The organism is Deltaproteobacteria bacterium, from assembly GCA_020845895.1.
Lineage (GTDB): Bacteria > Lernaellota > Lernaellaia > JACKCT01 > JACKCT01 > JADLEX01.
Genome location: JADLEX010000011.1, coordinates 1 through 21,889, shown reverse-complemented (window position 1 = coordinate 21,889; position 21,889 = coordinate 1). Strand labels below are relative to the sequence as shown.

The window sequence follows — 21,889 nt, the reverse complement described above, 5'->3', positions numbered from 1 at the left end:
TCGCGTTACAGGTCGTGATTCAGTTTTGAAGGATCGTCGGAAGCCTTCGTTCGTTCGCGTTTCGCGCGAAAAAAATCGCTCAGGATCGCACCGCACTCTTCGGCCAGGACGCCCCGCTCGACGATCGGCGCATGGTTGAGCCGCTCGTCTTCCAGCACGCGGTACAGGCTGCGCACCGCTCCCGCCTTGGGATCATCCGCACCGTACACCACGCGGTCCGGCCGGGCGAGGACGATCGCGCCCGCGCACATCGTGCACGGTTCGAGCGTCACGTACATCGTGCATCCCGTCAGACGCCAGCGGCCCAGCACGCGCGCGGCTTCGCGGATCGCGAGAACCTCGGCGTGCGCGAGCGGGTCGCGATCGCGCTCGCGTCGGTTGCCCGCCGTCGCGATCACAACGCCGTCGTGCGCGATCACGCAGCCGATCGGCGCTTCGTCGCGCGCCGCCGCATCCCGCGCCTGATCGAGGGCGAGACGCATGAACGCGATGTCGTCCGGTGCGTTTTCCAATTCAAAGATCCGCGGCGCGTGAAAGACCGATATTCGGGGCGAAATCGGCCCCGAATGCGCCACGTTGTTTATCAACGGCACATCTGATCGTCAAGCCGCGAATCGCCCCAACCGTGGGCGCGTGGGCGAAAAAACGACGGGGCTCCGAAGAGCCCCGCCGTCGCATGGCCGGATGCCGGGACTAGAGCGTCAGATTCTCGAAGAGACCGGCAGCGCCCATGCCGCCGCCGATGCACATCGAGACGATGCCCCACTTCTTCTTGTTGTCGCGCAGCCAGTAGACGATCTGCGTGGTGAGCTTCGCGCCGGTGCAGCCCAGCGGGTGGCCGAGGGCGATCGCGCCGCCACTCGGATTCACCTTGGCGGGATCGAGGCCCAGTTCCTTCACGCAGTAAACCGCCTGCGACGCGAACGCCTCGTTGAGCTCGAAGCAATCGATGTCCGCGAGCGTGATTCCATACTGCTTGCCGAAACGTTCGATCAATTTGGGGATGGCCAGCGCCGGTCCAATACCCATGAGGTCGGGGTCAAATGCCACCGTTGCGAAACCGCGGATAGCAGCCATCGGTTTGAGACCTTTTTTCGCGGCCAGGCCCTTTTCCATCATCAGCACGGCGGCGGCGCCATCGCTCATCTGCGAGCTGTTGCCCGCGGTCACCGTGCCGGCGCCTTCGACGGCGGCTTTGGGGTTGACGAACGCCGGCTTGAGGCCGTTCAGGGCTTCGATGGTCGAGGGGCGCGGACCCTCGTCCACGTCGAACACGAACTCGGTCTTGTTGCCCTTGCCATCGTACCTGTACGCCTTCAGCGGAACGATCTGCTCCTTGAAGACGCCGGTCTCGATGGCCTTGAGGGCGCGAATGTTGGACTCGAGGGCGAACGCGTCCTGCTCCGCACGAGAGACCTTGTACTTGACGGCCACGTTCTCGGCCGTTTGGCCCATCGACACGTAGGCCTTGGGATAGGTCTCGGCGAGTTTGATGTTCGGCACGATCTTGTTGCCGCCCATCGGGATCATCGACATGGTTTCCGTGCCGCCGCCGATGCCGCAGTCGTAGGATCCCATGGCGATGTTGCAATTGACGTCCCAGACCGTCTGGAGGCCCGAGGCGCAGTAACGGTTCACGGTCTGCGCACCGATCGACTCGGGCAGGTCGGCGGCGTGGACGCACATGCGCGCCACGTTCATCCCCTGCTCGGCTTCCGGCATGGCGCAACCCATGACCACGTCTTCGACGAGTTCCGGCTCGATGCCCGCGCGCTCGATGACGCCCTTGAGCACCGTGGCGCCCATGTCGTCGGGACGGACGAACACGAGCGAACCGCGATTGGCCTTTCCGACGGCCGTCCTGCACGCTGCCACAATCACTGCTTCACGCATCTCGACATCCTCCGTCGGCGGGTTTTAGTTCCGCAGGGGTTTGTTGTTCATGAGCATGTACTGGATGCGCTCGATGGTCTTCGGTTCGCCGAGCAGGCTCATGAAGGCCTCGATTTCCCAATCCAGCAGTTCCCATTCGCTCACCGTCTGGCCCTCGGCCCGCTTGCCGCCGGAGACGATGTAGCCGACCTTCGAAGACACCTTCACGTCGTGCTCGCTGATCCACCCGGACTTCTTCATGCCGTCGAGGGCAATCAGGAACGCGGCGTAGGTATTTTCGCCGGCGACGGGAATGTCCGTGCGCGGCTGGCCGGGGTTCCAGCCCACTTTCGCCATGCCGAGCGCGGTCTCCTTGGCGCGATACAGCAGCAGGTCGCGATTGGGAACCATGATGTCCGTCTCGCGCAGGATGCCGAAGTCCATCGCCTGCTTGATGCCGACAGCGACCTTGGCCATGGCGATGTTCTCGAACGCCTTTTGCGCGAAGGGCAGCATCGGGACCTTGGCGCCGGCGGGGATGCCCTCGACCACGCGCATCGCGAATTCCTTGGTGCCGCCGCCGGCCGGAATCAGACCGACGCCGACCTCGACGAGGCCGATATAGGTTTCCGCCGCGCCGACCACCTTTTGGCCGTGGAGCGCGACCTCGCAGCCGCCGCCCAGGGTCAGCCCCCCGGTGGCCACGACGACCGGACGCCGGTTGTACTTCATGCGCATCTGAGCCTTCTGCAGGTTCTGCAGGGTCTTCTCGACCTCGCTCAGCATGTTGTTGTTGTGCGCCATGAGCATCATGAAGAGGTTGCCGCCGACCGAGAAGTTCTCGGCGTGGTTGAAGACCACCGCCGCTTCGAACTTGCCGTCGTCGAGCATGTCGCACATCGCCGTCTGCATCTCGATGATGTCGTTGTCGATGGCGTTCATCTTCGTGTGGAACTCGAGGCAGCACACGCCGTCGCCGATGTCCCAGATCGAAGCGCCGTCGTTGCCGGCGACTTTTTTCGTGCCGCCCGTCTCGGCGAGGATCATGAACATCGGGTCTTTCTTGATGGCCACGTACTTGCCCGCGAGCAGGTCGTACGCGTACTCGGTGTCGCCCTCTTTTTTGTAGAACGTCTTCGCGCCGGTCGCGAGCATCTTCTCGACGAGCGCGGGGATTTCGAGACCTTCGGCCTTCATGCGGGCAACGGACTCTTCGACGCCGATCGCGTCCCACGTCCGGAAGGGTCCCATTTTCCAGTTGAAGCCCCACTGCATCGCATTGTCGATCTCGACGACGCTGTCGGAGATCTCGGGGATGCGGCGCGCCGAATAGAGCAGGCCGCGCGACATGAGCTTCCACGCGAACTTGCCGGCTTTGTCGTCGGCATTCACGAGGAACTTCATCCGGTTGCCGAGGCCCTTTTCGCCCTTGGCGTTCTTGATCGAATCGAATTCCGGCCGGCCGAGCGGCACGTATTCCATCGTCGTGTAATCGACGACGAAGCGGTCCTTGCCGTCCTTCTTGTAGAAACCGCCCTTGGTCTTGTCGCCGAGGCGCTTGGACTCGACCATCTTGTTGAAGAAGTCGGGCACCTGAAACACGGCGCGTTCTTCATCGTTCACGCAGTTGTCGTAAACGGTCTTCGCGACGTGGCCGAGCGTATCGAGACCGACCATGTCGGAGGTCTTGAACGCCGCGGTCTTCGGACGGCCCATCGGCTCGCCGACGATCGCGTCGACTTCGGGGATCGTCAGGCCCTCTTCCACCATCGCATGCATGACGCCGCAAATGCCGTACACGCCGATGCGGTTCGCGATAAAGTTCGGCGTGTCCTTGCACCACACGATGCCCTTGCCCAACTCGTTCTGGCAAAACGCCGCCATAAAGTTCAGCACGTCGGGCTTCGTCTTCGGGCCGGGGATGATTTCGAGGAGCTTCATGAAACGCACGGGATTGAAAAAGTGCGTTCCCAGGAAGTGTGCCTTCAGCTCGTCGGAGCAGTCTTCAGACATGCCGGCGACCGACAGTCCCGACGTGTTCGTCGAAACGATGCTGCCCTTTTTTCGGAACTGGTCCACCTTCGCGAGGATCTGCTTCTTGATGTCCATCCGCTCAACGACGACCTCGATGATCCAGTCGCAGTCGCCGATTTTGGCGAAATCGTCGTCGAAGTTTCCGATCTCGATGATGTTCGCGGCTTTGGGCGTGTAGAACGCCGGAATCTTGGCTTTGAGCGCCGCCGCCAGCGCCTCGGTGCCGAGCTTGTTGCGGACTTCCTTCGTGTCCTTCTTCGCCTTCTCCTTGTCATTGAGCATGGAGTCGAAGGGCACGATGTCGAGCATCACGACGGGATAGCCGCACCCCGCCAAATGCGCGGCGATGGCCGACCCCATCACGCCCGAGCCGAGCACGGCCACTTTCCGGATAGAATGACTCATCGGGATCTCCTCCGTGGTAGCAATCCAAAACGCGAAACGCCGAGCCGAATCCGCTCGAAATCGTTACGGCCGCTGATCGAAAGGCCCACCCGCCGACCCCTCGGCCGGCGTGGCCTCTGAATGAGGATTCATTCATAACACGGTGCGTCGAACGTTTCAAGGAAGGAAATGGGGCGAACGGTGAATTCGGATACCCGAAGGCCGTTTTCGGCGCGATTTGGCGTCTAGGGGATGCGGGCTCGAATCGATTCCGCCAGATCGGACGCCTTTTGCAGGACCGATGTCGCATCCCTCGCCCGTTCGGCGATCTTCTGACGATAGACGCTTTGCGAAACGACCTGCGGGTAAAACGACAACTCGTGAAGAAACTCGAGATCGACTTCGGTCAGCGATGCGTCGAGGCCGCTCGCCCGCGCCAGCGCAGGCAGGAGGGGCTCGTTCGGTGGATAGCGGTTTTGCGTTTGGAGGAAATATCCGCGTAGCAATTTGAAAAGAGCCTGATGACAGAGAAAGGCTACCCAGAAGGCCTTCCCGGCGTCCAACAGCGTGCGCGCGGCGTCGAGGTCGTCGCGGCAGCCTTCGACGTACTTGGCGACCACATCCATCATGGAGTGGGGTCATCCTTCCAAGCGGGGTTCAGATCGAGCAACCGGCGCAGCTCGCCGTGGATCGAAACGTTCCCCGCGACCACGTGGCGCGGCGGGTCGCCGATCGGTCCGCCCGCGAAGTCGGTGATGAGCCCACCCGCCTCCGTGACCACGAGCGCCCCGGCGGCGACGTCCCACGCGTTGAGTCGCAATTCCCAGAATCCGTCGAGCCGCCCAATCGCAACCCAGCACAGGTCGATCGCCGCGCTGCCCATCCGACGAACGCCGCGTACGTGCGGCACGATCGTCGCGAAGTGGTCGAGGTTGTTTTGCGGATTCGTTTTCTTGTCGTAGGGAAAACCCGTGCCGACGATCGCATCCGCAAGGCGCGTTTTCGCACTCACCCGGATCGGATCGCCGTTGCAGGTTGCGCCGCCGCCGCGAATCGCGACGAACGTTTCGCCGAGACGGGGTGCGTGAACCACGCCGACTTGTGTCTGGCTTCCGCGCACGAGCGCGATCGAAACGCAGAACATCGGGATGCCGTTGGCGTAGTTGTTCGTGCCGTCGAGGGGATCGACGACCCATCGCCACGCGGCGTCGAGATCGTGCCTGGCGCCCTCCTCCCCCACGTATCCGCTGCCGGGAAACGCGGCGACCAGCCGCTCCCGACAAAGCGCCTCGGCGGCGAGATCCGCCGCTGTGACGAGATCGTACTCGCCTTTTCGATCGATCGCCGCGCGGCCCTGAAAACCGAGCAGCAATTCGCCCGCTTCGAACGCGACGTCGCGCGCGACACTCGCCCAATGCGCGAGGTCCGCCGATGCGTCGCCCGTCACTTGAGCCCCGGAGGAGGCTGGATCTTCGTGAAACCGGCGGGCAACTCGAAGAGCGCGTCGTTCATCGTGGGGAATTCGACTTTTTTCAGCGTCTTCGTCGTCGAGACGATTTGCCCCTGCGCGTTGGTCACGGTCTTTTGCTCGACGGGATAGCCGGGCAGGAGCTGCACCTGCGCGTAGAATTTGTCGAAGGTCGCCGATGTCGCGCCCCCCACCGAAAGCCGAAAGACGTGCACGAGATCCGCGGCCAAGAGACCGGTCTTCGGCGCGACGCACTGCGTGGTCGTCGACGTGATCCCCGGGCCGAGCACCTGCTTCGCCGCCACCTCGTGGTCCTCGCAACTCCACGCGCCCACGTCGCGCTTTTTCCCCGTCGGCTGAAAGAGCGGCTCGGGGATGACGAACGCGCCGTTTTCGACGCGCCCAAAGACGGACAGGCTCTGCATGCCCATCTGCGCCAGTTTGTCCGAACCGACCTCGACGTAGGTCTTCGACGGCGCGTGCATGAGCCAAGCGAGCCCGAGATCCTGCCGATAGATCGCGATCTCGCCGCTGCTCGACTCGGTGCGCATGCGGTCACCGCGCACCCAGGTCTTGATGGTCCCGCCTGGAGCGCGCTGTCCCGCGGGCGCCGAGGTCGCGAGCAGTTCCTCGATATAGAATATCCGTTCCTGCGCGGGCGCGACGGTCGCGAAGCCCAGCAGGATCACCGCGACACCGAAGAACCGAATGGATCTAGCCAATGATCATCTGCTCCGTTGCGAGTTGTCCGTTCTCGAACCGTTCCGGGTAACAGGCGTCCAGTTCCGGATGCCCGCGGCCGTTCACGATTGCCTCGGCGACGATCTCACCCATCACCGGGGCCATCATGAATCCGTGGCCCATGAACCCGTGACACTGCCAAAATCCCGGCCATCCGCGTACGGGGCCGAGAATCGGGTTTGTATCCGGCGTGATGTCATAGTACCCGCCCCACTGACGCAGGACCTTGACCGGCGCGAGCCGAGGGATCAACTCGATCATGAGCCGGCTGATCTTGCGCGCGAAACGGAAGGTCGGCGTATATCCGGTCGGCGTGTGCTTGTCCACTCCCACGCACGCGTAGATCTCGCCGCGCATGGTCTGCGATACGAACAAACCGCTGTCCATCGGCACCAGGTTCGGCCCGAGGAATGGGCGCAGCGCCTCGGTCACCAGCGCCTCGTGCTTCTCGGGATGATTCGGCAGATGCACACCCAGCATCTCGCCGATCGACGGCGCCCACGCGCCCGCCGCGTTGACGACGAGGTCGGTTTCGATGTCTCCGCGCGTCGTTCGCACGCGCGTGATCGTCCCATCCGCTCCGTCGATGCCGTTGACCTCGGTGTGCGTGCGCAGGTCGTGGCCGAAGCGCGCGATGGCGCGGGCATACGCCCACAGCACGGAAAACGGAAAAATCGTTCCGTCCTTCGGATTGAACGCGCCGCCCGTCACGCCGTCCGGATTCACGAAGGGACACATCGAGCGGATCTCGGTGCGGTTCACGATACGGCTGCGCACGCCGTGCGTGTTTTGCAGGGCGACGTTCGTTTCGAGCTGCGCGAGTTGCTCCGGGGACTTGGCGAGAAAGAGATAACCATCCTGGCGGAACCAGATGTTTTCGCCGGTCTCTCGTGACAGCCGCTCGTAGAGTTCCACCGAGCGCTTCATCAGCTCGATGTTATTCGCCGTGGACCACTGCTGGCGCACACCGCCGCCGCAACGCCCGGTCGCGCCGCCGTTCAGGTGGCCGCGCTCGACAATGACCACGTCGCGCCGCCCTCGCCGCCCGAGCTCGTACGCGATGGCGAGGCCGATGACGCCGCCGCCGACGATGACGACGCGTTCACCCATCGCCGGGCTCCGACAGATCTCGCCCCGCGAAGTCGGCGAGCGACGTCATGCTCGTCGGCGGGCGGCTGACAAACGGCGCGCTGCCCGCGAAGGAAACGCCGGTCTCGTCTTCCAGTAAACGCACCATCGCCGCGGCGCAGCCCTTCGCCTGACACGCGCCCGTCCCCCCCGCGAGATAGCGCTTGAGGCTTGCGAGGTCGCGGCAGCCGCCGCGAATCGCCTCGCGGATCTCGATCTCCGTCACATCCTCGCACCAGCACACGAGTGTTTTCGCGGTCATGGCCGGCCGCCTCCCCGAAGGTCGCGAACGATGGCGTCCGCCACGCGTGACGCGTCGGCCTCGATGAGGTCGGCGCGCGGCGCGACACCCGCCGCTTCACCCGCGACGTACACGTCGGTGCGCGTCGTGCGTCCGGCGTCGTCGCGCTCCGGCACGAATCGACCGTGATCGCCATCCCACGTCACGCGCGCTCCCGACTGCGCGACCAGCTCAAACGCCGGGAGCGGCGGCAGATCGAGAATCAGCGTGTCGCATGTGCCCGCGCGGCGGTTCGCGGAAGCCGATTCGAATTCGACGCCGCTCACGCGCCGCCGCCCTTTGGCCGCGCGAAGGTGATGGCCGGTCAGAATCGCGCAACCCGACGCCCGAATCGCGTCGATGTCTTCGGGCGAAGCCACTAGCAAATCGGACGGCGTCGCCATCGCAACCAATTCGACACCCGCGATGATCAACATCAGCGCCGTTCGCGCGCCGTTCAGACCGTCGCCCCAGATCATCACTCTTTCGCCGGGCGTCACGCCGTATCGCACTGCCAGTGCTTCGGTCGCTCGGGCACTCATCACCCCCGGGAGATCGTTTTGCACGAAGGCCGCGCTCCGGTCGTACGAACCCGTGCAGACGACGGTTCGCGCCGCATGCACCCGTTTCAGGCCATCGGCGTCCCGCACCACCGAGAACCCCTCCTCGAAAAATCCGATCGCCTCCGTTCGCGAGAGCGCTCGACCGCCCGCGGCCTCGATCCGCGAACGAAGCTGATCGGCCCGGGCACGGGGCGCGCTGCTGTTTTCGTCGAAGGCGTCGAGCCACCGCCCTCCGGCCTTGTCAGAGTCGACCAGGACAACTCCGATTCCCGCCTCGGAGAGCGTCGCGCCGATGCCGAGCCCGGCGAGGCCGCCACCGACAACAAGGACCTCGGTGTGAAGGTCGCCGATCGTTTTCTCCGGCGTCGGCATCAGGTCCGGCAACTCGCCGAGACCGGAAACGCCGCGCACGAGCCGCGTGATCGCGCGGATCGACGCGCGCGAGGACGTGCCCATGTGGTGGTAGTCGAGCTGGTCGCGAAACAGCAGGTCGGACGCGCCGAGCACGTCGAAGTCGGCGCTCGGATAGCCCGGCTCACGCAGCACCGACATCCCCGACGCGCAGCGAACCCGGCAACCGTTCATGTTCGGCACGCCGTCGATGCGCATGAGGCATCGGCCGCAATGACCTTTGGCGCAAAACAGCCCGCGCGGTCGGTGGAACTTCAGGCTTCGTGAGAGGATATCGACGCCCGACGCGTGGAGCGCGACGCTGACCGGTTCGCCGTCGAACGCGGCCAGATCCCGGCCTTCGAAGCGAATGACGACGGGTTCGCCCCGCGCGTGGCCGAATCGCGGGTCGTTCAGAATGCGGCGGTCGGTTCGGGCCATGACGACGCCCGGTCTAGTTGAATTTCTCGCTGATGGATTTGGCCTGCGTGAACAGGAGGAGATAGTCGCGTCCACCGGCTTTCGAATCGGTTCCGCTCATGTTGAATCCGCCGAAGGGGTGCACGTCCACGAGCGCGCCGGTGCACTTGCGGTTGATGTAGAGATTCCCGACGTGGAAGTGCCGTTTGGCGTACTCGACCGACATGCGGTCGTTCGTCCAGATGGCGCCCGTCAGCCCGAACTCGGTCGCGTTCGCCACGCGGATCATGCCCTCGATGCCTCCCTCGCCGCGAATGAGCGCGAGGATGGGCCCGAAGATCTCTTCCTGATCGAGCCGCGCGCCGGGCTTCACGTCGTCGAACACCGTGGGTGTCAGATAGTACCCGCCGTCGATCGACGGCGTCTCGCCGCCGGCGATGAGCCGCCCTTCGGTCTTGCCGATTTCGACATACGAGAGGCACTTGTCGAGACTCGCGCGGTTGACGACCGGGCCCATGCCAGTAGCCGGATCGCGCGGATCGCCCACGCGGATCGCCGCCACGCGCGCGAGCAGTTTGTCGCGGAATTCGTCGTACACATCCGGGTGGATGATCGCGCGGCTGCACGCGGAGCACTTTTGACCCGAGAATCCGAACGCGGCGGCCGACACCGCCGCCGCGGCGAGGTCGAGCTCCACGCCCCGGTCGATGACCATCGTGTCCTTGCCGCCCATTTCGGCGATGACGCGTTTGATCCAGATCTGCCCCTGAGCGGTGCGGCCGGCTTTCTCGACGATGCCGAGGCCGACTTCCTTGGAACCCGTGAACGAAATGAACCGCGTGCGCGGATGGGTCACGAGTTCCTCGCCGGCCGTCGCGCCGCCGCCGGGCAGGAAGTTCACGACGCCCGGGGGCAGGCCGCACGCGCGCAGAACATCGAAGAACATCTGCGCCACGAGCGGTGAATCGCTCGACGGCTTGAGCACCACGGTGTTGCCGGCGACGATGGCGGCGCCCGTCATGCCGACCATGATCGCCACGGGAAAATTCCACGGCGGGATCACGACGCCCGCGCCGAGCGGGATGTAAAAGAGTTCCGAGAGCTCGTCGGGGATTTGGGTGCAGGGTTTCGGACCGCCCTGCAGGTCGAGGGCCTGACGCGCGTAGAACTCGAGAAAGTCGATCGCCTCGGCGGTGTCGCCGTCGGCCTCAGCCCACGGTTTGCCGACCTCGAAAACCATGGCGGCGGAAAACTCGTGCTTGCGTGCGCGCATCTGCGCGGCGGCGTCGAACAGCAGTTTCGCCTTGCGTTTCGCCGGCCACTCGGCCCAGGCGGGGAACGCGTGCCACGCTGCATCAAGCGCGGCGCGCGCCTCGGCGGCTCCGGCGTTGGCGAATGTCGCCACCCGTTGCGCGGGATTCGCGGGATTCAGGCTGTCGAATGTCGCGCCCGGCGCGACTTCCCGCCCGCCGATCACCAACGGGTAGGTCGTCCCCAGACGTGACTCGACCAGCGCCAGTGCATCGGTAAAAGCCTTGCGATTTTCGGGGGTTGCAAAATTCGTGAGGGGTTCATTGGAAAAGATGGATGGCATGGAAGACTCCGGTCCGGTGCCGCGAACCGCGCGGAGTATATCGGCAAATTTCGGATGTGGATAGAGAAAAAGCGCGAATTCCGTTGCGCGGTTGACCGGCGCATCCCGCATTTGACATCATGCCCCGCGTCCGGGCGGGAAGGAGCCATCCACTTGCGCATCGTCATGATCGTCCTGCTCACGCTCGTCTCGGCGGGGATCGCCCGCGCCGCGAGCGTCGAGTCGAAATACGGGACCACGCCCGCTCCGACCCCCGAGGTCGCCGCGCCGGAGACCGCCGCCGACCATTTTGCAGTCGCCGTCGAGGCGTTTCGCAAGGGCGATTCACGCAACGCCGAACAGAGCGTGCGCAATGCCCTGTCGCTCGACCCCAAGAATCCCGACTACCATTACCTGCTGGGAAAGATTTATCTTTTTCGCGCCGCCGAGAAAAACCGGCTCGAAATCCGCAACGACGGCACCGACTCGCCCGAGACCAAGTACGTCAAGCGCTACGTGAAGGGGCGCGAGGAACTGGAACTCGCCAAGTCGTCGTTCGAAGTGGTGACGAAACTCCAAGCCCAGGCCGCGGACGCGTGGCTGAACCTCGGAACCTGCGAGGACAACCTCGGGAACGAAGACGCCGCGGTGGTGGCGTTCGAGCAGGCGATCCGCCTCGCTCCCGCAACCATGACCGCCCGCGACGCCAATAACAATCTCGGCTTGCTCCAACGCAGCGAGAACCGACCCGAACTCGCCTATGCCGCGTTTCAGGCAGCCCTCGCGATCGACCCCACGTTCCTGCCCGCGCGCGTCAACGTCCAGCGTCTGCTGGAAAAATACCCCAAGCTGAAAAAGGCCGCGAAGCCGAAATGACGGCTCGACCGGCCGCGGATCGCTCGACCGGGCACGCAACGTCGCGGACGATGGTGGTGATGCCCGCGCTCAACGCCGAGTCGACGCTCGAGCGGACCGTCGCCGACATCCCACCCGGCACCGCGGACGAGATCCTGCTCGTCGACGACGCCAGCTCCGATCGCACCGTGGAAATCGCCACGCGCCTCGGCCTCACGGTCATTCGCCACGACCGGACGCGGGGCTACGGCGCCAATCAGAAGACCTGCTACCGCGAAGCGCTCGCGCGCGGCGCGGACATCGTGCTCATGATCCACCCCGACTATCAGTACGACTCGCGTCTCGCGCCGCACTTCATCCGGTTCATCCGCGACGGCTATTTCGACGTGATGCTCGGCTCGCGCATCCGCACGCGGGCCGAGGCGCTGGCGTGCGGGATGCCGGTCTACAGATACGTCGCCAACCGGTTTCTGACGATCGTCGAAAACCTGATGATGGGGACGAACTTGAGCGAGTGTCATACGGGTTATCGCGCCTATCACCGCCGGGTGCTCGAAACGATCCCCTGGCATCGCAATTCCGACGACTTCCTCTTCGACACGCAGTTTCTGATGCAGGCCGTCTATTTCGGGTTTCAGATCGCCGAGCTTCCCGTCCCCGTCCGCTACGGTCCCGACGCCAGCTCGACCAGTTTCGCCGCCGGGGTGCGTTATGGCCTCGGGACGCTCGTGGAAGCGGGCAGATTCGTGCTCAACCGGGCGGGTATCATGAATTCGGCGATATTTTCTCCATCGGACGCATCGATCCAAACTTGACTTGCCCCGGACCGCGAATATCATACGCCGTCATTTCCGCCACTTTGGCGTGAGCGTCATTCGCCGCGAGGGCGAGAACGAGGAGACGAAATTGGGTAAGTCGATATTGGTGGTTCTGCTGTGCCTGTCCGTCGGCGTTTTCGGATTCACGGTGGGACGTTTCACGGACGTGGGAAATTTCGGCGGCAAGACCTTCCACCGCGGCCAGATGGTCACCGAGGGTCTTTCCAAGCTGAACGATCAGGAGAAGGAAATCGCCACGCGGATGGTTCGCGGGACCGACGTGGTGGCGAAGAAGGTAGTCGAGGCCCTCGGTCCGGCAGCCAAGGACGAGCAGAAGTTCAAGTCGATGCTTGAGCAGCTCGACAAGGATCCGATGCGCGTACTGCAGATGGCGGCAATGCGCGGCCAGAAACCGCCGGCGCAGGAAGAAGACCCGAACAAGGTCTGGAAGGTGGAGCCGGGCAACGTCCCGACGAAGGGACCCGAAAATGCGCCGATCACGCTCGTGGAATTCTCCGAGTTCCAGTGCCCGTTCTGCGCGCGCGGCTACGCCGTGACGAAGCAGCTCGAGGAAAAGTACCCGGGCAAGATCCGATTCCAGTTCGTCAGCAAGATTCTGCCCATGCACAAGAAGGCCCCGGGCGCGCACGCCGCGGCTTATGCCGCTTGGGCGCAGAACAAGTTCTGGGAGTTCCACGATCTCGCGTTTCAGAATCAGAAGGATCTGAGCGACGAGAAGTATCTGGAATGGGCGAAGCAGATCGGCCTCGACATGAACCAGTTCAAGGCCGACTTGGCCGTCGAGAAGCATCAGGCCGAGTTCGATCGACTGGAGAAGGTTTCCAACGATCTCGAGGTTCGCGGCACGCCGACCTTTTTCATCAACGGACGCAAGATCCGCGGTGCCCGCCCGCTCGAAACGTTCACCGAGGTCATCGACAAGCTGCTAGCCGAGGGCTCCGGCGCCCCCGCGGCTCCCGCGGCTCCGGCAGCCCCGCAGGGCTGAACGGACTTCTCCGAAGACCCCGAAGGGCGCCCTCGCGGCGCCCTTCGTCGTTTTCATCGGTGACGATTTCGGCCGTGCGTTACGACCAATCCGGCGAGACCAGTTCCTGCCACAGTTTCGCGACCGCGTTTTCGAGATCGGCGAGCGATCCGTCGTTGCGGATCACGTAATCGGCGCGTTCCATTCGTTCTTCGTCGCTCATCTGAGCGTCCAACGCACCCTCGATCTCTTCCGCCGGCCAACCTTTCGCCTGCCGCAGCCGATCGGCCTGCGTTTCGCGCCCGCAGACCACGACCATGATCGCGTCGAGTTCGAACGGCGCGGGGCTTTCGAGCAGGAGCGCCGCCTCGACGACGCCCGCGCGCTTGCCGCGAGTCTCGAATTCTTCCATCGCGCGCATGACGCCCATGTAGATGTACGGATGCACGATGCTCTCCAGACGCACCCGCTGCACCGGATCGGCGAAGACGACGGCCCGCATCGCGTCGCGATCGAGCTCGCCCTGCTCCGTCAGAACGCCGGGGCCGAACGCGTCACGGATTTCGCGTAGTCCGTCGGACCCGGGCGCGACCACCTCCCGCGCGACCTGATCGGCATCGACGATGCCCGCCCCCAGCGCCTGAAAAAAGCGCGCAACGGTGGACTTCCCGGATGCGATGCCGCCCGTCAGACCGAAGCGCCGAAATGATCGTTCTTTCACCGTTCGAATCCCAAGTCCGTGGGGTAAACGCGGCGGTCGTATTCGGGATTGACGCGCCGATCGCGAATCGCGCGCACGAAGTCGCGGACCGAACCGAGCCGCTCGGGGAAATTCGTCCAAACCGTTCCCCACGATTCCGTTTCGTGGGCGTCGGAACCGCCGGTGCACGCGACCCCGAAAGTTTCGGCAACGTAGATCAGATTTCGGAAATAAGCCGGCTGCAACATACCCTCGAGATATAGCGACAGCATCTGGCCGTTGTAGATTTCGAGTCCATCGACATGCGGAAGGACATCCGCGACGCGAACCAGATTCGGATCGGCGGCCACTCGCGCGGCATCGGAAAAATCCGCGCCGACGAGCGACACGCGCTGGCTGACGCACGGATGCGCCCAGACCAGGCACGTGGTTTCGTCGCGGCGCAGGTCCCGCACCGAACCGTCGAAGTCGATGAGCGACTCGAGATAGTCCATGTCCTCGGAATACACGAGCACGTCGCCTTCGCGCGTGTCGACCTCGATCGCGGGGATGACGAGACGGTCCGGCAATACGCTTCGCAACTGGTGGGTCGCCATCAGGCTGTGGTGATCGGTGCAGCAGATCGCGTGGATGCCGGGATCCCGCCCCCGTTCGATCAGAAAATCGACCGTGACCGAGGAGCACTCGGAAAAGCGCGTGTGCAGGTGCGTATCGACGCGAAAACCGTTCAAGCCGGATGTTTCCTTACGCGGTCCGGACGTGCGCCGGACTCGCGATTCTTGTGAACGGGCGCGGGCGTGTCAATTCACAGCGGGCGGAGTGGCGGACGGCGCCGGTTCCAAACCCGGCTCCGGGTTCATCGTGGCCAGTTCGGCCTGCCGCTTCTTCCAGACGCCGTTGAAGTCGAGGATCTTCCAAGCGGTCTCGGTCTTCTTCATCAAAAATACCGCCGTTCGATCATCGGTCGGCCCGAGGGCCACAAGGACCTCCGCGCCATCCGGCGTCGGGGTCGCCTTGACCGGACGAAGAGACGTCGGTTCGAGCGAGAGAAACGCGGCCAGCACCGCCGCCTTGGCCTTGGGATCGTCGAAGGCATTGCGCAACCGTTCATGCGCGTCGAAATAATCCTTCGCGCGCTGCGGTTCCTCGTCTTCCTTGAGCGCGGCGCCCTTGTACAGGGGATCGTCCACGAGTTTGAGGTCCTCGTAAAACGCCGCGAGGGCCTGATTGCAGGATTCGTCCACTTTCGGGGCGCATCCAATCGCCGCGCACGCCAACACAAAACACGCCGCCCAAACCCAATTTCGCTTCGTCATTCCTCGGATTCCTTGAATGAAAATGCCGTCATGATCTCCCGCGCCTCGACCTCGTGCGCCGCCGACACCATCACGCGGACTCCGGTGAGCAGACTCATCGGCTCCAGCGTCGCCGAGTGCCGGTTCGCGATCGTGGCCGGAATGTCCTCCGACTGCAGAAGCGAGAGCAGATGCTCCGCGCGGCCGAGATTGAGCGTCCGATAGATCTCCACCTGACCCTTCGGCGGCTTTCGCGTCGCGGGATCGGACAGGACCGTGCCCTCTCGCCGGCGCCTCGCGAAGGACCCGAGAAAGAGCGCGAGCAGGCAGACGAAGAGACCCGCGGCGACAATCACATAGGTCGTGTCCACGCGCCCTGTCGTATAGAGGTGCGCGAGCGCCCCGACCATGAACACGGCGGCGATGACCAGCGGAAACGACGCGCGAAACAGAGGATAGGAACCCGGAGTCATGGGAGGGATGGGCTGCGTTTCCTCGTCGGAACTTCCGTCTCCCGCCGCGTGCCGATCCGCGCCGCAGGTCGGGCACATGCGCACGGTGGGCTCGACGGTCGCGCCGCAGGCGGCGCATTCCGCGAGAAACGCCGCGCCGCACGACGCGCAACGATCGGTCGCGTCGTCCGTCTGCGCGCCGCACGCGAAGCAGACCTGTCCCGTCTGCACGATTCGCGAGCCCTCCACGACAAACGTCGCGCCGCACCGATCGCAGATCGCGCGATCGGGTTCGCAGGGTGCTCCGCAACGGGGACAGGGATGCGAGCGCGTGCGACTCATGGCCACGGATACTAGCACAACTTCGAGGCGCGGCGAGGCTCGGGCGCGCGACAAACGCGCAATCAATCGCGATCGAGCACCGAGCGGACCTTGGCGGACAGGCTCTGCGGGGTGTACGGCTTCGCGATGAAATGAAAGTCGCGATCGACGACGCCGTGCAGCAACACGACATCCTCGGTGTAGCCCGAAGTGAACAAGACCTTCGTGGTGGGACGCTCGGAAAGGACTTTTTCCGCAAGTTCGCGTCCGTTCATGCCCGGCATCACAACATCGGTCACGAGCAGATCGATGGGCGTCGTCGTCTCGGACAGGATCTCGAGAGCAGATCGCCCATCACGCGCGTCGAGCACCCTGTACCCGAGACGCGACAGAACCCGCGCCGCGAGCCGACGCACTCCGTCCTCGTCCTCGACCAGGAGCAGCGTTTCGGTTCCCGTCGGCAGTTCGTGCTTCGTCGTGTCGGATGCCATGGATTGCATGCTCCCTTCGGCGATCGGCAGATAGATGCGAAACGTCGTTCCCCGCCCCGGTTCGGAATACACGCGAATGTCGCCGCCGGCCTGCGTAACGACGCCGTACGTCGTGGCGAGGCCGAGCCCTGTCCCGCGTCCCGCGGGTTTCGTCGTGAAAAACGGCTCGAACAGATGCTCCTTGACCTCGGCGGTCATCCCGCATCCGGTATCGCTGACGGCGAGCAGCACGTATTCGCCAGGCTTCACCTGCGGATGGAAGCCGACCTGCTCCTCGCCCAATACGACGCTCGACGTCTCGATCACCAGCGCGCCGCCCCTGGGCATCGCGTCGCGGGCGTTGACGGCCAGATTCACGACGACCTGCTCGAATTGACCGGGGTCGATTCTCACGAGTTCGAGATCTTCCGCAAGCCGGGTTGTGAGCGCGATGTCCTCGCCCAGCAGGCGCCCCATCATTTTCTTCAGATTCCCAATCAGGTCGTTCAACTGGACCAGCCGCGGCTCGATGATCTGCTTTCGCGAAAACGCCAGAAGCTGGCGCGTCAGGTCGGCGGCGCTCGCGGCGGCCTGACGCACCTCCTGCAGCGGCTCGGTCAGCGGGTCCTCGGGACGCAGGTCGTCGAGTGCGAGCGACACGTTGCCCGTGATGGCGGTCAGGAGATTGTTGAAGTCGTGCGCGACGCCGCCGGCGAGTCGACCGATCGCCTCCATCTTCATGGCCTGACGAAGCTGCGTTTGGAGCCGCGTGTTGTCGGCCTCGGCGCGCTTTCGGTCGCTGACGTCCGTATGCTGGATGATGACGTGGGCAAGCTTTCCGTCCGCGTCGAAGATGGGAAACGCCCAGTTCTGGTACCAGACCTGACGCTTCTCCTCGATCTCGATGTTCTGGGACTCGGCCGCTACGCCGAGGTCGAAGAGCACCTCCCATTCGGCCGTTTCACCGTGGTGGAAGACGCGTTCCAGGTGCCGGATGACACCCGTGTTGTGGATCTCCCGGTCCTGAAAAATGTTGTACGCACGGCCCTCGATATGCTCCGGCTTCACGCCGAAGATCCTGCTGAGCTGCGGATTCACGCGCTCGCACCAGCCGTCGCGATCGAGGATCTGCGTGCTGATCGAGGACTGAAGGAACATCTGTTCGAAGAAGTTCTTCTGTTCGCGCAGTTCCGCCTCGTTGCGCAGGCGCCTCGTGATGTCCTGCGCCGTGAACAACTGACCCTGCGCCGGATTGCCGGGCGAGAGCGGGGTGCGCCGATACGACACCGGAACCACCGCGCCGTCGCCGCGCGCAAACCAAGTTTCCACGTGCGCGATTCCGCCGTCCCGGATCGACGATTCAGCCTCATTCAGAATGCGGGCGTATTCCTCGTCATCGACGTAAAGGATGCTTTCCGGCCGGCCGATGAGATCCGCCGCCTCGCGTCCCACCAGATCGCAAAGGCGGTCGTTGACCTCGGTGATGACGCGCCCGACGCACGCGCCGATTCCGATCGGCGCGGCGCGAAACAGGCTCGCAATCCGTTCTTCGTTGGTCGCGGACCGCTGCTCGGTGAGCCACCGGGCAAGCGCGTTCGCCGTGATGCCGCCGAACGCATGCAATTCGTCGTCCGAGGGCCTCGGGATGTCGGAACGAGCCCCCAGGAGCAGGGTCCCGATCACGTCGTCCTCGGTGCGTAGCGCCACGCTGACCATCCAGTCCACTCCGAGGTGTTGCTGGACATCCCGCGCGATCTGATCGGCGATCCCGCCGAACGTGACCTCCGCGAGCGTCTTTGCGTCGGCGATGGCCTCGGCCGACATTTGATCGTAGAGCGCTTCGCTCACGGGGAAGTGCATGCCTTCGGCGGGACGTCCGAGCGCCTCCGTGATTCCCCGTCGAATGTCGTCTCCGAGGGCGGTCTTCCGAATCACGAGCGAGCGCGTTGACGGGTCGTAGGTCGAGACCGCCGTTGCGCTCACGCGGAAGATCTCCGTAATCCGGCGCGTGACGACCTCGAAGATGTCCGACCAATACGGAGCGGCGGCCAGTTCCGCCGAATATCGACTGAGCGCCGTGAGCACGTCCGTCTTGCGCTTCAGGTTTTCCTGCGCGACTCGTCGGTCCGTGATGTCGCGCGAGCGCCCCTGAAATCCCAGGACGTTCCCCTTCGCATCGCGCATGTCCCGAATCGACGACTCCACCCAGACGGTCGAGCCGTCCTTTCGATAGAGTTCGATCTCCATGGTGATTTCGCGGTGCCGCTCCTCTTTGGGTCGGGCAGCTTCCTCCGCGAAGAGACGCACCACCGTCTCGAGCGAGGCCGGAGTCAGCGCCTCCTCGGTCGTTCGGCGATTCGCTTCGTCGGGCGTGAACCCCAGCACGCGCTCGACGGACGGGCTGTGATAGACCCCCACCCCGTCGAGGCGCGTCATCCAGACGATGTCGTTCGAGTTTTCCGCGAGGAACCGATAACGCGCTTCGGTCTCGCGAAGTGCGATCTCCGATTCCGAGATCCCGATGTCGGCACGTCTTTCGCCGGTTTCCCTCACCAGATCGCGGACTCGGTTGAGCTTGCCGTCCACGACCCAAAGGAATCCAAGCAGACCCATCCCGGCGGACCAGATCAGCGCATGCGTGATCCAGCCCCAAACGGGCTCCATCGACCAAGACGACTGCCGAAACGCGTGAAAGTAAATCGAAACGCCCAGTGTGGCGGTCCAAACCAGCGCCAGCAGCACCCATGTCCGACGATCGCGCACCGATTCACATCCCTTGTTTCATATGTAGCCGCAGGTTTCGGCGAGGGATTTTCCAACCCCGATTGATTCATGAATCGGACGCGCGCGACCACACCATGACCATCCGCGACGCGCCGCACGACAAGATCACACATCATCAATTCACCGAAGGTGAAAAATTGATCGACCGGGGACCGGCCGTGGATAGCCTCCGCGACAGGGTCCCCGGCCGAACTCGAGACCGGATTCGTGGCGAACCGGTCTAGATGTCGAAGTAGAGCATGAACTCGTACGGCGTGGGACGCAGACGGATCTGGTCCACTTCCTTCTCCATCTTGTACTCGATCCACGTGTCGATGACGTCCGGCGTGAACACGTCGCCCGCGAGCAGGAACTCGTGGTCGGCTTTCAGGCAGTCCAGCGCCGCGGCGAGATCGGCCGGGGTCTTCGGCACATCGGCGAGTTCCTCGGGCGAAAGACCGTAGATGTCGCGGTCGAGCGGCTGGCCGGGATCGATGCGGTTCTTCACGCCGTCGAGGCCCGCCATGAGCAGCGCCGAAAACGCGAGGTAACCGTTGCACGACGGATCGGGGAAACGGCACTCCATGCGCTTGGACTTGGGCGAATCGCTGTACATCGGGATACGCAGGGCGGCCGAGCGGTTGCGGCTGCTGTACGCGATGTTCATGGGCGCCTCGTAACCCGGCACCAGACGACGGTAGCTGTTCGTCGTTGGGTTCGTGAACGCGCACAGGGCCTGGGCGTGCTTGATGATGCCGCCCATGAAGAACATCGCCATCTCGGACAGGCCGCCGTAGCGGTCACCGGCGAACAGGGGCTTGCCGCCCTTCCACAGGCTGATGTGCGTGTGCATGCCCGAGCCGTTGTCGCCGAAGAGGGGCTTGGGCATGAAGGTCACGGTGCGGCCGTGGCGATGCGCGACGTTTTTGAGCACGTACTTGAACCACATGAGCTGGTCCGCCATGCGGACGAGCGGCGCGAAGCGCATGTCGATTTCGGCCTGGCCCGCCGTCGCGACTTCGTGATGCTGCGCCTCGATTTCGATGCCGAGCTTGATGAGCTCGAGCGCCATCTCGGAACGCAGGTCGACGAATTTGTCGCTCGGCGCGACCGGGAAGTAACCTTCCTTGAGGCGCGGCTTGTAGCCCAGGTTCGGATTCTCGACGCGGCCCGTGTTCCACGTGCCCTCGATCGAGTCGAGGTAGTAGTAGCCGCTGTTCATCGTCTGATCGTAACGGACGTCATCGAAGATGAAGAATTCGGCCTCGGGACCGATGAAGGCCGTGTCGGCGAGACCGGTCGCCTTGACGTACGCTTCGGCCTTGCGGGCGATGTTGCGCGGATCGCGCGAGTAATCTTCGTGCGTGAGCGGGTCGACGATGTTGCAGATCAGCGAGAGCGTCGGATACTTGGTGAACGGGTCCATCACCGCCGTATCCGAATCCGGAATCACCAGCATGTCGGAGGCGTGAATCGGCTGCCAACCGCGGATCGAGCTGCCGTCGAAGCCGAAACCCTCTTCGAAGCTCGACTCCTTGAGCTGCTCCAGCGGCACCGTGAAGTGCTGCCACATGCCCGGAAAATCCATGAACTTCAGATCCACCATCACCGCGCTGTGCTTCTTCGCGTAATCCAGAACCTCTTTCGGCGTCATGCGTCCTCCTCCCTTCGGGGTTTGTGTTCGTTCCTTGCCGCCGTATCGCATCGCGGCCCGCGCCGCGTTCGTCCACTTTCTTCAGATCGCGTCGTCGCCCCGCTCGCGCGTGCGGATGCGCACCGCGTCGTCGACGGGCAGGACGAAGATCTTGCCGTCGCCGATCTTGCCGGTGTGCGCCGTTTCGCAGATGAGCTCGACAATCAGGTTCACCTTGTCGTCGGGCACGACCATTTCCAGTTTGAGCTTGGGCAGAAAGTCGACCACGTACTCCGCCCCTCGATAAAGGGGGCTGTGGCCCTTTTGCCGCCCCGATCCGCGCACCTCCGTGACCGTCAGCCCGAAGGTGTCGGCCCGCTGGAGCGCGTCGACCACGTCGTCGAGCTTGAACGGTTTGATGATGGCTTCGATCTTCTTCATCGGATCCTCGCCTGACCCTTCACGTGTTGACCAAATAATGGTCGAGCTCCCAGGGATGCACCTGCCGGATATACGATTCCCATTCCTCGGACCGTGCCCGGATGATCGTTCGCGAGATCACCTCGCCCATCACGCCGAAGAGATACCGATCCTTTCGAAACGACTCGACCGCCTCACCCAAATTCGCCGGCAGCGGCTGCACGCGCAGGCGCCCGGCCTCGCGCCCGGAAAGCCGCTGAATGTCCTTGTCGATCGGTTCGCCGGGCGCGATTTTCCGCTCGACGCCGTCGAGCCCCGCCGCCA

At 63.9% G+C, this 21,889-nt stretch carries 21 protein-coding genes; 3 read left to right on the top strand and 18 right to left on the bottom strand.

What is annotated here, in order from left to right; all coding sequences use genetic code 11:
• Positions 1–5 precede the first annotated feature (5 nt).
• From IT350_01155 to IT350_01110, 10 genes are all read right to left on the bottom strand, one after another.
• Positions 6–482 carry a nucleoside deaminase gene (locus IT350_01155; GenBank protein MCC6156629.1) on the bottom strand — a complete coding sequence of 159 codons (477 nt, stop codon included), beginning with the start codon at positions 480–482 and terminating at the stop codon, positions 6–8.
• Positions 483–693: 211 nt separating this feature from the next.
• Positions 694–1,893 carry a thiolase family protein gene (locus IT350_01150; protein ID MCC6156628.1) on the bottom strand — a complete coding sequence of 400 codons (1,200 nt, stop codon included), beginning with the start codon at positions 1,891–1,893 and terminating at the stop codon, positions 694–696.
• Between the two features lie 24 nt (positions 1,894–1,917).
• Positions 1,918–4,311 carry an enoyl-CoA hydratase/isomerase family protein gene (locus IT350_01145; protein MCC6156627.1) on the bottom strand — a complete coding sequence of 798 codons (2,394 nt, stop codon included), beginning with the start codon at positions 4,309–4,311 and terminating at the stop codon, positions 1,918–1,920.
• Between the two features lie 224 nt (positions 4,312–4,535).
• The gene (locus tag IT350_01140; GenBank protein MCC6156626.1) at positions 4,536–4,919 is read right to left on the bottom strand and encodes a HEPN domain-containing protein; all 384 of its coding nucleotides are present in this window, start codon (positions 4,917–4,919) and stop codon (positions 4,536–4,538) included.
• Positions 4,916–5,737 carry an inositol monophosphatase gene (locus tag IT350_01135; protein ID MCC6156625.1) on the bottom strand — a complete coding sequence of 274 codons (822 nt, stop codon included), beginning with the start codon at positions 5,735–5,737 and terminating at the stop codon, positions 4,916–4,918. The genes IT350_01140 and IT350_01135 overlap by 4 nt, the downstream gene beginning before the upstream one ends.
• On the bottom strand, positions 5,734–6,480 hold the full coding sequence (locus IT350_01130) for a hypothetical protein (protein ID MCC6156624.1): 747 nt from the start codon (positions 6,478–6,480) through the stop codon (positions 5,734–5,736). Before IT350_01130 ends, IT350_01135 begins: the two co-directional genes overlap by 4 nt.
• Complete coding sequence (locus tag IT350_01125) at positions 6,473–7,609, bottom strand: FAD-binding oxidoreductase (protein ID MCC6156623.1); 1,137 nt, start codon at positions 7,607–7,609, stop codon at positions 6,473–6,475. The genes IT350_01130 and IT350_01125 overlap by 8 nt, the downstream gene beginning before the upstream one ends.
• The gene (locus IT350_01120) at positions 7,602–7,889 is read right to left on the bottom strand and encodes a (2Fe-2S)-binding protein (GenBank protein ID MCC6156622.1); all 288 of its coding nucleotides are present in this window, start codon (positions 7,887–7,889) and stop codon (positions 7,602–7,604) included. The genes IT350_01125 and IT350_01120 overlap by 8 nt, the downstream gene beginning before the upstream one ends.
• The gene (locus IT350_01115) at positions 7,886–9,301 is read right to left on the bottom strand and encodes a (2Fe-2S)-binding protein (GenBank protein MCC6156621.1); all 1,416 of its coding nucleotides are present in this window, start codon (positions 9,299–9,301) and stop codon (positions 7,886–7,888) included. The genes IT350_01120 and IT350_01115 overlap by 4 nt, the downstream gene beginning before the upstream one ends.
• Positions 9,302–9,314: 13 nt before the next feature.
• A complete protein-coding gene (locus IT350_01110; protein ID MCC6156620.1) occupies positions 9,315–10,874 on the bottom strand; it encodes an L-glutamate gamma-semialdehyde dehydrogenase in 1,560 nt (519 codons plus the stop codon).
• Positions 10,875–11,027: 153 nt separating this feature from the next.
• Between IT350_01110 and IT350_01105 the strand changes: the two genes are divergently transcribed.
• From IT350_01105 to IT350_01095, 3 genes are all read left to right on the top strand, one after another.
• Positions 11,028–11,729, top strand: a complete 702-nt coding sequence (locus tag IT350_01105) for a tetratricopeptide repeat protein (GenBank protein ID MCC6156619.1) — start codon at positions 11,028–11,030, stop codon at positions 11,727–11,729.
• Positions 11,730–11,788: 59 nt separating this feature from the next.
• Entirely contained in the window at positions 11,789–12,523 is a 735-nt protein-coding gene (locus tag IT350_01100; protein ID MCC6156618.1) for a glycosyltransferase family 2 protein, read from the top strand.
• Between the two features lie 91 nt (positions 12,524–12,614).
• Positions 12,615–13,532 (top strand): thioredoxin domain-containing protein, encoded by a 918-nt coding sequence (locus IT350_01095; protein MCC6156617.1) that lies wholly within the window; start codon positions 12,615–12,617, stop codon positions 13,530–13,532.
• 79 nt (positions 13,533–13,611) lie between these two features.
• Here IT350_01095 and IT350_01090 read toward each other — a convergent pair whose 3' ends face one another.
• The 8 genes from IT350_01090 to IT350_01055 form a co-directional block, all read right to left on the bottom strand.
• A complete protein-coding gene (locus IT350_01090; GenBank protein MCC6156616.1) occupies positions 13,612–14,232 on the bottom strand; it encodes a dephospho-CoA kinase in 621 nt (206 codons plus the stop codon).
• Positions 14,229–14,942, bottom strand: a complete 714-nt coding sequence (locus tag IT350_01085; protein ID MCC6156615.1) for a PHP domain-containing protein — start codon at positions 14,940–14,942, stop codon at positions 14,229–14,231. The genes IT350_01090 and IT350_01085 overlap by 4 nt, the downstream gene beginning before the upstream one ends.
• A 69-nt stretch (positions 14,943–15,011) precedes the next feature.
• Positions 15,012–15,527, bottom strand: a complete 516-nt coding sequence (locus tag IT350_01080; GenBank protein MCC6156614.1) for a hypothetical protein — start codon at positions 15,525–15,527, stop codon at positions 15,012–15,014.
• A complete protein-coding gene (locus IT350_01075; protein ID MCC6156613.1) occupies positions 15,524–16,207 on the bottom strand; it encodes a DUF2007 domain-containing protein in 684 nt (227 codons plus the stop codon). Before IT350_01075 ends, IT350_01080 begins: the two co-directional genes overlap by 4 nt.
• Positions 16,208–16,362: 155 nt before the next feature.
• The gene (locus IT350_01070; protein ID MCC6156612.1) at positions 16,363–19,512 is read right to left on the bottom strand and encodes a PAS domain S-box protein; all 3,150 of its coding nucleotides are present in this window, start codon (positions 19,510–19,512) and stop codon (positions 16,363–16,365) included.
• 241 nt (positions 19,513–19,753) lie between these two features.
• Positions 19,754–21,166, bottom strand: coding sequence for a type I glutamate--ammonia ligase (gene glnA, locus IT350_01065; protein MCC6156611.1), 1,413 nt, complete (start codon positions 21,164–21,166; stop codon positions 19,754–19,756).
• A gap of 81 nt (positions 21,167–21,247) precedes the next feature.
• Complete coding sequence (locus IT350_01060) at positions 21,248–21,586, bottom strand: P-II family nitrogen regulator (GenBank protein MCC6156610.1); 339 nt, start codon at positions 21,584–21,586, stop codon at positions 21,248–21,250.
• A 19-nt stretch (positions 21,587–21,605) separates the two neighbouring features.
• Positions 21,606–21,889: hypothetical protein (locus IT350_01055; protein MCC6156609.1), on the bottom strand; the 284-nt coding region annotated here is incomplete at its 5' end.